This window comes from Geodermatophilus sp. URMC 64 (genome assembly GCF_053502555.1).
Map to the genome: position 1 here is coordinate 2,767,598 of NZ_CP199955.1, position 11,804 is coordinate 2,779,401.

The following is an 11,804-nucleotide window of genomic DNA, read 5'->3' on the forward strand; positions in this document are numbered from 1 at the left end:
TGTGTTCATCGAGAGAACGTTCGAACCCGGTCTCTAGCGAAGGGACCGGAGGCCCGTGCGGACCTCATCCACGAAGAGCTCCGGCTGTTCCCACGCTGCGAAGTGCCCGCCCACGGGCAGCCGGTTGTAGTGGATGAGGTTGGGATAGGCCTGCTCGGCCCAGCTCCGCGGCACCTGGTAGAGCTCGTCAGGGAACACGCTCACCGCTACCGGAACGGAGACGCCCTTCGGGCCGAAGAAGGACAGCTTGTTCTCCCAATAGAGACGTCCCGAAGAGATCCCGGTGTTCGTCAACCAGTAGTGGGTGATGTTGTCGAGCACGTCGTCTCGGGACAGGCCCTCGCGCTGACCGTGGAAGACACGGGCGATCAGCGCCATGCTGGTCGAGTCGTGGTCGAGCATCCATGCGGCCAAGCCGACAGGTGAATCCGCAAGTCCGTAGAGCGTCTGCGGATGGGTCCCGAGCTCAAGCGCATAGGCGACGTCGGTCGCCCAGAAGTCCCTCAGCTTCTCGTAGAGGCGTGTTCCCTCGTCACCGAGATCGGGCGGCGGCGGGCCGCCCGACACGACCGCCGCTGTGACGTCGTCTCGAACAGCACCCGGGAAGTTGGTGTGGATGCCGATCAACCCCTCAGGTGCCTGTGCGCCCATCAGATCGACTATTTGTCCGCCCCAGTCGCCGCCCTGGGCGGCGTATCGGTCGTAGCCGAGGCGCTTCATGAGCTCGGCCCAGGCACGCGCGATACGCTCGGGGCCCCAGCCGGTGGTGGTCGGCTTGCCGGAGTAGCCGTAGCCGGGCATGGAGGGGACCACCACGTGGAAGGCATCCGATGCCTGCCCGCCATGGGCGGTGGGGTTGGTCAGCGGCTCGAGGATCTTCAGCTGCTCGACGATGGAGCCGGGCCACCCGTGCGAGACGATCAGCGGCAGCGCATCGTCGTGCGGGGACCGTGCGTGGAGGAAATGGATGTCCAGGCCGTCGATCTCGGTGAGGAACTGCGGGTAGGAATTCATTCGCGCCTCGCACCTGCGCCAGTCGTACTCGGTGGTCCAGTAGTCCGCGAGGGCGCGCATGGTGGCGAGCTGTGGACCCTGCGACTGGTCGTCGACGGTTTCCTTCTCCGGCCAGCGCGTGGCCACGACGCGCGCACGCAGGTCCTCGAGGTGTGCTTCGGGGACATCGATCGTGAACGGTCGCACCGCTGTGTCGCCCGAAATCTCGGTCGTTGCAGTCATCTGGGTCCTCCTGAATCAGGGCGGGGTGTGGTGACACGAAGACTGGGTCGGCCGGGTCAGAAGGCGCGCCAGGGGAGACCCTGGCTTGGACCCTGGGGCGGCACCCTGGGTTGCGCCCTGGGTCCGTCGCTCGCGCCGGCGCCGGCGCCGCTGCCAGGGATTCGATCCAGCATCGGCGGATGGCTGCCTGCGGCTGCCAATTTCATGAAGGCGCGGCGACGGCTCCGGCGCTGGAGTCCCTGCGTGCGCGATAGATCCGTCCTACTACTCTGGCCCGAGGCTTCGCCGTAGGACTTCTCCGGGGTCGGAAGGACGCCCGCACCGCGCATCGTCAGGCCGGCGAGCCGCTCGGCGACGAGAAGGTTCGCCTCCCGACGGCGAGACGTTCAGACGGGGCGCGCTCACGGCCCTAGGGACCCCCGAAGGACGACTGGCCGTGACGTCGGCTACTTGGCGGGAAGCAGGGCATTCCCCGGGCAGCCACCGACGGTAGGCTGGGTCCTCGCGGCGAACGTGCCCTGGGGAGGCCTTTCAGCCGAGAGATCGATGCACTTGGCGGTCAATCGTTCAATTCCTCTCCGACCAGTTGCTGGCGATGAAGAATTCCGTCCCCGAGGGTTCGCGGACCGGCCTCCGTGGCCGGGCGAGCGAGTGCGCGCTGCTGGACGACTTCGTCGCGGCGATCCGTCGCGGCGAAAGCCGGTCGCTGGTGCTGCGGGGCGAGGCCGGAATGGGAAAGACGGCACTCCTTGACGACCTGATCCCGTCGGCGTCGGACCTGACCGTGGTACGGGCGGTTGGGGTGGAGTCCGACATGGAGCTGGCCTACGCCAGTCTGCATCAGCTGTGCGGACCAATGCTCGACCGACTCGAGAGGCTCCCGACCCCGCAACGGCAGGCCATCGAGATCGTGTTCGGTCTGAGCGCTGGTCCAGCCCCGGATCGATTCTTCGTCGGGTTGGCGGTATTGAGCCTGTTCGCGGCTGTGTCCGAGCAGCGTCCGCTGCTGTGTGTCGTCGATGACGCACAGTGGCTGGATCAGACGTCCGCGCTCACGCTGGCTTTCGTCGCCCGTCGCTTGCTGGCCGAGCGGGTCGGGATCGTGTTCGCCGCACGCGAGCCGGGAGACGCGCTTCGCGATGTGCCCGTCCTGGAGGTCCACGGGGTGCACAACGGCGACGCTCGCGCGCTGCTGAACTCTGCAGTGCGGTTCAGGATGGATGAGCGGGTCCGGGACCGGATCGTCGCGGAGACGAGGGGGAACCCGCTGGCTTTGCTGGAGTTGCCGCGAGGATTGACGGCTACGCAGCTCGCGGGCGGCTTCGGGCTGCTGGACGCCCAGACGCTGACCGGACGGATCGAGGAGAGCTTCCTCCGACGACTCGAGGCGCTGCCCGATGAAACACGGCGACTGCTGCTGGTCGCGGCAGCCGAGCCGGTCGGCGACCCGCTACTGCTGTGGCGAGCGTGCGAGCGGCTCTGGATCCGTCCGGAGGCGGCGGAGGACGCAGTGGTGGAGGGCTTGCTGACGATCGGCCACCGGGTGACGTTCCGGCATCCGTTGGTGCGCTCAGCGGTGTACAGATCGGCGGCGGTGAAGGATCGCCGGGCAGTTCACTCGGCGTTGGCCGAGGCGACCGATGAGCAGGTCGACCCGGACCGCCGGGCGTGGCATCTCGCCGCCGCTGCAACGGGACCGGACGAGCAGGTCGCCCTGGAACTCGAGCGCTCGGCCGGGCGGGCGCAGGCGCGCGGTGGGCTCGCTGCCGCGGCGGCGTTCCTCCAGCGCGCCGTGGCGCTGACGAAGGATCCGGCCAGGCGGGCGGATCGCGCGCTGGCCGCAGCCCAGGCGAGCTTGCAAGCCGGCGCGTTCGACGCGGCACTCGGGCTGGTGGCCGCGGCGGAGACCGGGCCGCTCGAAGAGATCCAGCGAGCGCAGGGAGACCTGGTGCGAGCCCGCGTGGCGTTGGCCGATGTTCACTGGAGCGATGCTCCGCGGTTGCTGCTGAGGGCAGCGAGGCGGCTCGAGTCGTTGGATATCGATCTCGCTCGTGAAACCTATCTGACCGCCTGGGGTGCGGCGGGGATGTCCGAGGACCTGGCCGCACGGGACGTCCTGCTGGAGATCTGCGGCGCAGTGCGCGCGCTGCCTGCGCCGCGCGCTCCGCGTCCCCTGGACGTCCTGCTCGATGGTCTCGCCCTGCTGATCACCGAGGGGCACGCCGTCGCGGCGCCGACATTGCGGCGGGCGATGCAAGCGCTTGTGGATATGCCTGCGGAGGACGTCCTGCGGTGGGGCTGGATGGCCAACGGCGCTAGGTGCGCCGTGTGGGACTTCGAGGGCTGGTACGCCACCGCCGCCCGACAGGTCCAGATCCTCCGCGACGCCGGCGCACTGGCGGAGCTCCCTATGCACCTGTCGTACCAGGCCATGTCAGTCACCTGGACCGGCGACTTCGCCGGTGCCGCCTCGCTCATCGCGGAGGTCGACAGCGTGGCGGCGGCGACGGGGATCAACTTCCCGCCCTACGTCCTAGTCAGGCTCCGGGCACTGCAGGGGCGGGAGGGGGAAGCCTCCGCAGTTATAGCGGCAGCGATTGAGCGATTCGGTGGACAGGGATCTACGGCTGCTCGGGCGCACTGGGCGGCCGCGGTCCTGTACAACGGGCTCGCCCGCTATGAGGAGGCGGCAGCGGCCGCGCAACGAGCCATCGCAGGAGCCCTCAACCACTGGATGCTCGGGTGGGTGTTGCCTGATCTCGTCGAGGCGGCCGCCCGCTTGGGGGACAGAGAGCTTGCCCGCGATGCGCTCGAGCGATTGGCCGAGACGACGCAACCCTGCGGCACCGAATTCGCGCTGGGCATGGAGGCGCGCTGCCGAGCGCTGCTGAGCGACGGGGAGGCCGCCGACGCGCTCTACCGCGAGGCCATCACGAGGTTCAGCCGCACGCCGCTGCGTCCGGAGCTTGCCCGCGCCCACCTGCTGTATGGCGAGTGGCTGCGTCGCGCGAGCCGCCGGACCGACGCGCGAGACCAGCTGCGCACGGCGCACCACATGTTCACCGCGATCGGCATGGAAGCATTCGCCGAGCGCGCACGGAGAGAGCTTCACGCAACGGGTGAAAAGGTGGAGAAGCGGACGGTCGAGACGCGCGCCGCTCTGACCGCCCAGGAGCGGCAGATCGCGCGACTCGCTTGCGATGGCCTGTCGAACCCTGAGATCGGTGCCCGGCTCTTCCTCAGCCCGCGGACTGTGGAATGGCACCTGCGCAACGTGTACATGAAACTCGGCATTCGTTCTCGCATGGGGTTGGCCAATGCGCTGGCCGGTGCCGAGACGCACGAGTTGCCGGCCTGACGTGAGCGGCCGGCTCCGTTCGGCCATCAGCGGCCGCCCGGGCCAACGGCCGAGACAGACGCCAGGCCGTCCTCTGAGCAGGTATCCGACAGGACCCAGGGACCCAGGGACCCGGCCAGGCACCCAACCCGTACAACGCCGGGTGCGACGCGACCGCTGGGGGCGCGACGGTCATGCACGCACCGGGAAGCGGTGCAACAAGCCGCCGACAAAGGGAGTTGGCTGTGAATACATATGACCCAGCCGACAGCATCATCTATGTCCATCTTGCCGTAGGAAGCCCTGGCCCTCGTGCTCCTCTGACCGCCGAAGAGGCTGACGCCTCGACGTCACGGCCTGGCGGGACCGTGGTGACCGACCCTGGCCGGGCCTATGGGCACGTGGCCCGTTCTGGCAATCAGATCTCCTGATCAGCGCGAACAGGGCCGAGTCGAGGTCCGGTTGTTCTGAATCCGCGACACCTCCGTGGCGACCGTCGTCGTCTGGAACTGGGGCTCCAGCACGTGTCTTCAGATGAGCGCCGAGCCAGGGACGCCGCCGAGCCCTTCAGAGGCCCGGCCTCCGGAGATGCAGGCCCGGACGGCCGGCGAGCTCGTGCGTTTCCTGCGCTGGGCGGAGGCCAGGGACCCGGACCAGGCGATGGGGCGGCGCCTACTGGCCGCGACAGGAATGCGGCGCGGCGAGGCGCTCGCGCTGCGCTGGCGCGACGTGGATCTCGCTACTGGTCGGCTGCAGGTTCGGCGCAGCCTCGGCACAGTGAAGACGAAGGGCGCCGGCGAACAACTCGTCGAGGGGCCGACGAAGACCGGCCAGGCGCGCGTGGTCGACATCGACGCGGACACGGTCGCCGCACTCCGCGCCTACCGGGCGACCCGTGGCTCGCTGACGCTCGAGCTCGTTCGGGACACCGCGCTGGTCCTCGGCAACCTGGACGGGACGCCTCGGCACCCCGAGCGGTACTCGCGCCGTTTCGTCGAGCACGTGGTCCAGGCGCGCAGGGCGCTGGGGGAGGACGAGCTGCCGAGGGTCCGGCTCCACGATCTCCGCCACACCCACGCGACGCTCCTGCTGGCCGCCGGCGAGCCGGTGAAGGTGGTCTCTGAGCGTCTCGGCCACGCCAGCGCGACCATCACGCTGACCGTCTACCAGCACGTCCACCCCGGCATGGGGCGGCAGGCCGCCGACCGGTTCGCGGCGCTGCTGCGGGGCTGACAAACCGCGCGAAGTATCACGGCGGTATCACGAGCCCGTTCCGGTGGCCGACACGACTTCGCCCCGGGCTCCTGGCCAGCAGGAACACCGGGGCGATCGAGTGTCCGAGGGGGGACTTGAACCCCCACGCCCTATACGGGCACTAGCACCTCAAGCTAGCGCGTCTGCCATTCCGCCACCCGGACGAGTGCGGGATCAGAGTACCCGACCGCCCGCCCGGTCCGGCGCACCCCTTCCTCCCTTCCGGGCCGGCATCGCAGCCCCGTGGGGACCCGGCCGTGGTCAGCCGGCCGCCACCGCCACCCGGCCCCGGCCTGCGCGCTTGGCCTCGTAGAGGGCGGCGTCGGCTGCCGAGTAGAGCGCCCGCAGGTCCTGCGCGGACCGCGGCAGGTGCGCGACGCCCACGCTGATCGACAGCGCCAGCACCGTGCCGTCGGCCAGCACCAGCGGCTCGGCGCGCACCGCGGCCAGCAGCTCCTCGGCGCGGCGGGCGGCCACGTCCGCGCTGCAGCCGGGCAGCAGGACGGCGAGCTCGTCTCCGCCCAGCCGGGAGAGCACGGCGTCGTCGGCCCGGACCTGCCGGCGCAGCACCCGGGCCAGATGCACGAGGACGTCGTCGCCGACGGGATGGCCGTAGGAGTCGTTGATCATCTTGAACGCGTCGACGTCGATGAGCACCAGCCCGGTGCCGCCGGCCACCGATGAGGTCACCGCCGTCTCCAGGGCGCCGTCGAAGACCCGGCGGTTCACCAGCCCGGTCAGCGAGTCGATCGTCGCCTGCTCCTGCAGGGCCGCGACCAGCCGCTCCTGCGTGGTCCCGGCGCGGTTGAGCATCACCGCGATGACCACGAGCACCGCACCGAAGAGGGCTGCGTCGGCCACCGCGGCCTCGGCCGGCAGCAGGACGAAGAGGATGACGCCGTCCACCAGGACGGCCGTCCCGGTGACCAGCGCGATCGCGCCGGTACGCAGGTGGGAGGCGGCCCAGATCAGCGGGAACGCGAGGAATGCCTGCGCGGCCGCCGACGTGTCACGGGTCAGCAGGTTCAGCAGGCAGACGAGCAGGATGCCCACGACCGCGATGGCCGGACCGGCGCCGATGCGGTCGAGCCGGTCCGGGTCCGCCGCGTGGAAGACGAGCGCGGCGCAGGACAGGCCGGCGACGGTGACCCAGGAGACCCCCACCGCCAGCGGCGTGAAGCCGGCCTGCTGGATCACGGTCAGGCCGGCGAAGACGACGGTGCAGACGGCGAGGACGAGCCGCGCGCTGCGTGCGGCAGCGCGCGGGTCGCGGGCCCGCAGAGCGGTGGGCATCCTCACATCTTGGCCATCGGCAGGGACGGGAACGGGGACGAGCCCGCTTCACCCTCTCGGGTGTCGCTGCGGCCGACCCGGCCCGAACGCCGCCCGCCGTCCGCGCCGCGATCCCGTCAGACCTACGCTCGACCGGTGAGCAGCCCCGTTCCCACCCAGGCCCAGGCCGAGGTCGCCGAGCTCCTCTCCGAGCTCATCCGCATCGACACGACCAACACCGGCGACACCGCCACCAGCGCGGGGGAGCGGACGGCCGCCGAGTGGGTCGCGGGCAAGCTGGACGAGGTCGGCATCGAGTCGGTCATCCACGAGTCCGAGCGCGGCCGGGCCAGCCTGGTCGCCCGCATCCCCGGCGCCGACCGCGCCCGCCCGGCGCTGCTGGTGCACGGCCACCTCGACGTCGTCCCCGCCGACCCGGCCGAGTGGAGCGTGCATCCCTTCTCCGGCGAGGAGCGCGACGGCTACGTGTGGGGCCGCGGCGCGGTCGACATGAAGGACATGGACGCCATGGTGCTGGCGCTCGTGCGCGAGTGGGCCCGCACCGGCGTCCGGCCGCCGCGCGACATCGTGCTCGCCTACGTCGCCGACGAGGAGGCCGGCGGCCGGCTCGGCGCTCGGTTCCTCGTCGAGGAGCACCCCGACCTGTTCGAGGGCTGCACCGAGGCGATCAGCGAGGTCGGCGGCTTCTCCATCACCGTCCGCGACGACCTGCGCCTCTACCTCGTGCAGACGGCCGAGAAGGGCCTGGCCTGGATGCGGCTGACCGCCGGCGGCAGGCCCGGCCACGGCTCGTTCGTGCACGACGACAACGCCGTCACCCGGCTCTGCGAGGCGGTGGCGCGGCTGGGGGCGCACCGCTTCCCGCTGACGCTCACCCCGCCGATGCGGGCGTTCCTCGACGCGGTCAGCGACGCCTACGGCGTCGAGATCGACCCCGCCGAGCCCGAGGTGGCCCTCGCCCGGCTCGGCAGCATCGCCCGAATGATCGGCGCGGCGCTGCGCAACACCGTCAACCCGACCATGCTCGACGCCGGCTACAAGGCCAACGTCATCCCCGGCTCGGCCAGCGCCACCGTCGACGGCCGCTTCCTCTACGGCCAGGAGGAGGAGTTCGAGCGCCAGCTCGCCGCGCTGATCGGCGAGGGGGTCCAGCGCGAGTGGATCGTCCACGACCAGGCCGTCGAGACGACGTTCGACGGCCCGCTCGTCGACCAGATGGTCGCCGCGCTGAAGGCCGAGGACGACGCCGCGCGGCCGGTGCCGTTCACCATGAGCGGCGGCACCGACGCCAAGAGCTTCGAGCGGCTCGGCATGCGCTGCTTCGGGTTCTCGCCGCTGCGGCTGCCCGCCGACCTCGACTTCGCCTCGCTGTTCCACGGCATCGACGAACGCGTGCCGGTGGAGTCGCTGCAGTTCGGCATCCGGGTGCTCGACCGGTTCCTCCGGGCTGCATGATGCGGGGGTGACCTCTCGCACACCAGGCCCCGGCTCCGTCGCGCTGATCACCGGAGGGACCGGCGGCTTCGGCCGCGCCCTCGCGGCGAAGCTGCGCGAGCGCGAGGTGACCGTCGTCCTCACCGACCTCGACAGCGAGCGCAACCGGTCCGTCGCCGCGGACCTCGGGGCGAGCTTCCTCCCGCTCGACGTCACCGACCGGGCGGCCAACCGCGCCGTGGTGGAGCAGGTGGAGGCCGAGCACGGCCGGCTGGACGCGGTCTTCCTCAACGCCGGCATCGCCGGGTTCGAGTCCGACCAGCTGCTCGACATGGACAGCTTCCTCAAGGTCGTGGACGTCGACCTGTTCGGCGTGGTCTACGGCGCCGAGGCGGCGCTGCCGGCGCTGCAGCGGGCCGGTGGTGGCTCGATCGTCGTCACCGCGTCGCTGGCCGGCCTCTCGCCGATGGCGACCGACCCGGGCTACAGCGTGGCCAAGGGCGGCGCGGTGGCCTTCGTGCGCTCGATGGCGCCGCGGCTCGCCGGCCAGAACATCACCATCACCGCGATCTGCCCCGGCTTCGCCGACACGGCGATCATCGACCCCATCCGGGAGGAGTTCGAGAAGGCCGGCTTCCCGGTGCTCACCGCCGACGAGGTCGCCGACGCGATGATCGCCGCCTGGGCCTCCGGCGAGCCGGGCGCGGCGTACATCGTGCAGCCGGGCATCGGCGCGGTGCCCTACAAGTTCAAGGGCGTCCCGTCCGCGAAGACGGCGACCGGCGAGACCGCCGTCGTCCCCGAGGCGCTGCGCCCGCCGTCCATGCGCTGACCGCCCGGCCACGATCAGCTGGGATCACCGGAACGCGTCCTGGCTCACGTCCGGACGTGAGCCAGGACCTCCGCTGATCAGCTGAGCTGATCCCCGCGGTGGTGCCGGGGCTGGTCCTAGGGGTGGTCCCGGGGGAGGCGCGCGCGGAAGACTGCGCCATGGCCGAGGCGCAGGTCCACCGCGGATCCGCATGCGCGGGCGCGACCCGCAGCAGCCGCACCGCGCCGCGACCCCGCTGGAGCTGCTGTTCGACCTGACCTTCGTCATCGCCTACGGGACGGCGGCGAACGAGCTGGCGCACCTGCTGGCCGAGGGCTCGGTCGGGGCCGGTCTGGCCGGGTTCTCCTTCGCGGCGTTCGGGATCGCCTGGGCCTGGATCAACTTCACCTGGTTCGCCTCGGCGTACGACACCGACGACTGGGTGTTCCGGCTGGCCACGATGGTGCAGATGCTCGGCGTGCTGATCTTCGCGCTCGGGCTGCCGGCGATGTTCGCCTCGATCCACGACGGCGCGGTCGTCAACAACGCCGTCATGGTGGCCGGCTACGTGGTCATGCGGGCCGCCATGGTCTTCCAGTGGCTGCGCGCGGCCCGGCAGGACCCGGACCGGCGCAGCGCCTGCCTGACCTACGCCACCGCGATCTCCGTCGCGCAGGTCGGCTGGATCGCGCTGCTGGTCGCGCAGACCTCCCTGGGCGTCACCTTCCTGTGGGTGGCGCTGCTGGTCCTGGTCGAGCTCATCGGGCCGGTGGTCGCCGAGTTCGGCAAGGGCGGCACCCCCTGGCACCCGCACCACATCGCCGAGCGGTACGGGCTCCTGGTGATCATCGCGCTGGGGGAGGGGCTGCTCGGGACGACGGTGGCGATCGCCGCGGTGATCGGGCCGGAGGGGCCGGGCTGGACGGTCGACGTCGTCGTCCTCGGGCTGGCCGGGACGGCGCTGACCTTCGGGCTGTGGTGGACCTACTTCGTGCTGCCCTGCGGGCGGCTGCTGGCCCGGCACCGGCGGCGCAGCTTCGGCTGGGGCTACGGGCACATCGTCGTCTTCGCGTCGCTCGTCGCGGTCGGCGCCGGGCTGCACGCCGCGGCCCTCCGGCTGGAGCACCACAGCGTCCTCGGGACGACGGGCACCGTGCTGACCGTGGCGGTGCCGGTCGCCGTCTACGTCGCGTCGATCTACGCCGTGTACGACCGGCTCACCCGCACGTTCGACCCCTTCCACCTGCTCCTGCTGGCCGGCTCGGCGGCCGTCGTGCTGGCGTCGGTGGTCCTCGCCTCGGCGGGGGTGTCGCTCGCCTGGTGCCTCGTGGTGCTGGCGCTGACCCCGTGGGTCACCGTCGTCGGGTACGAGACCCTCGGCCACCGCCACCAGGACGAGGTCCTGGCGCGGGGTGAGCGCTGAGGACCGGGTGACGGCGGTCACCGCGGATCTGGCAGGGTCGGGGCATGCGTGCATGGCGGGTACACCAGCTCGGCGACCCCTCCGACGTCATGTCCCTCGACGAGGTCGACCGGCCCACGCCCGGTGAGGGCCAGGTGCTGGTCAAGGTGCGTGCGGCGGCGCTGAACTTCCCCGACGTCCTGATGGCGCAGGGCACCTACCAGGAGCGCCCGCCGCTGCCGTACACGCCCGGCATCGAGCTGTGCGGGGAGATCGTGGACACCGGGCAGCGGGTGCTCGGCTCGCCGTCCGGGGGGCCCGGTGCCTTCGGCGAGTACGCGCTGATGGACGCCGCCATGGCGTTCCCCGTGCCCGAGGGCATGCCCGACGAGAAGGCCGCCGCGCTGTACCTGACCTACCAGACCGGCTGGGTCGGTCTGCACCGCCGCGCGCAGCTGAGGTCCGGCGAGGTGCTGCTCGTGCACGCCGGCGCGGGCGGCGTCGGCTCGGCGGCCATCCAGCTGGGCAAGGCCGCCGGGGCCACGGTGATCGCGACCGCGGGCGGTGAGCGCAAGGTCCAGGTGTGCCGGGACCTCGGCGCCGACCACGCCGTCGACTACACCTCCGAGGACTTCGTGCAGGTGGTCAAGGACGTCACCGGCGGCAAGGGCGCCGACGTCATCTACGACCCGGTCGGCGGCGACGTCTTCGACAAGAGCCGCAAGTGCATCGCCTTCGAGGGCCGGCTGCTCGTCGTCGGCTTCACCAGCGGCCGCATCCCCGAGGCGCCGGCCAACCACGTGCTGGTGAAGAACTACAGCGTCGTCGGCCTGCACTGGGGGCTGTACCGCAAGTTCGACCCGGCGCTGTTCGGCATGGTGCACGAGGAGCTCGACCGGCTCTGGAGCGAGGGCCACATCGACCCGCTGGTCAGCCAGGCGCTGCCGCTGGAGGAGGCGCCGCAGGCGCTCAAGGCCCTCGCCGACCGCAACACCGTCGGCAAGGTCGTCCTCGTCCCGTAGCGGAGTGCGGGGGGC

At 71.3% G+C, this 11,804-nt stretch carries 8 protein-coding genes and 1 tRNA gene; 6 read left to right on the forward strand and 3 right to left on the reverse strand.

What is annotated here, in order from left to right:
• Positions 1 to 33: 33 nt before the first annotated feature.
• Positions 34 to 1,236 carry an epoxide hydrolase family protein gene (locus ACWIYF_RS13550; protein ID WP_448628659.1) on the reverse strand — a complete coding sequence of 401 codons (1,203 nt, stop codon included), beginning with the start codon at positions 1,234 to 1,236 and terminating at the stop codon, positions 34 to 36.
• A 595-nt stretch (positions 1,237 to 1,831) separates the two neighbouring features.
• Here ACWIYF_RS13550 and ACWIYF_RS13555 point away from each other — a divergent pair.
• Both ACWIYF_RS13555 and ACWIYF_RS13560 read left to right on the forward strand, forming a co-directional pair.
• Positions 1,832 to 4,594: a LuxR C-terminal-related transcriptional regulator gene (locus ACWIYF_RS13555; protein WP_448628660.1), complete on the forward strand. Its 2,763-nt coding sequence runs from the start codon at positions 1,832 to 1,834 to the stop codon at positions 4,592 to 4,594.
• A gap of 567 nt (positions 4,595 to 5,161) precedes the next feature.
• Positions 5,162 to 5,806, forward strand: coding sequence for a site-specific integrase (locus ACWIYF_RS13560; protein ID WP_448628661.1), 645 nt, complete (start codon positions 5,162 to 5,164; stop codon positions 5,804 to 5,806).
• Between the two features lie 101 nt (positions 5,807 to 5,907).
• Here ACWIYF_RS13560 and ACWIYF_RS13565 read toward each other — a convergent pair.
• Both ACWIYF_RS13565 and ACWIYF_RS13570 read right to left on the reverse strand, forming a co-directional pair.
• A tRNA-Leu gene (locus ACWIYF_RS13565) sits at positions 5,908 to 5,991 on the reverse strand.
• A 97-nt stretch (positions 5,992 to 6,088) separates the two neighbouring features.
• Positions 6,089 to 7,120, reverse strand: a complete 1,032-nt coding sequence (locus ACWIYF_RS13570; protein WP_448628662.1) for a GGDEF domain-containing protein — start codon at positions 7,118 to 7,120, stop codon at positions 6,089 to 6,091.
• 135 nt (positions 7,121 to 7,255) lie between these two features.
• Between ACWIYF_RS13570 and ACWIYF_RS13575 the strand changes: the two genes are divergently transcribed.
• The 4 genes from ACWIYF_RS13575 (at position 7,256) to ACWIYF_RS13590 (ending at position 11,789) form a co-directional block, all read left to right on the forward strand.
• The gene (locus tag ACWIYF_RS13575) at positions 7,256 to 8,575 is read left to right on the forward strand and encodes a M20/M25/M40 family metallo-hydrolase (protein ID WP_448628663.1); all 1,320 of its coding nucleotides are present in this window, start codon (positions 7,256 to 7,258) and stop codon (positions 8,573 to 8,575) included.
• Between the two features lie 7 nt (positions 8,576 to 8,582).
• Positions 8,583 to 9,386 carry an SDR family oxidoreductase gene (locus ACWIYF_RS13580; protein ID WP_448628664.1) on the forward strand — a complete coding sequence of 268 codons (804 nt, stop codon included), beginning with the start codon at positions 8,583 to 8,585 and terminating at the stop codon, positions 9,384 to 9,386.
• Between the two features lie 190 nt (positions 9,387 to 9,576).
• Positions 9,577 to 10,788: a low temperature requirement protein A gene (locus ACWIYF_RS13585; protein WP_448628665.1), complete on the forward strand. Its 1,212-nt coding sequence runs from the start codon at positions 9,577 to 9,579 to the stop codon at positions 10,786 to 10,788.
• 44 nt (positions 10,789 to 10,832) lie between these two features.
• Positions 10,833 to 11,789 (forward strand): NADPH:quinone oxidoreductase family protein, encoded by a 957-nt coding sequence (locus tag ACWIYF_RS13590; protein ID WP_448628666.1) that lies wholly within the window; start codon positions 10,833 to 10,835, stop codon positions 11,787 to 11,789.
• Positions 11,790 to 11,804 lie beyond the last annotated feature (15 nt).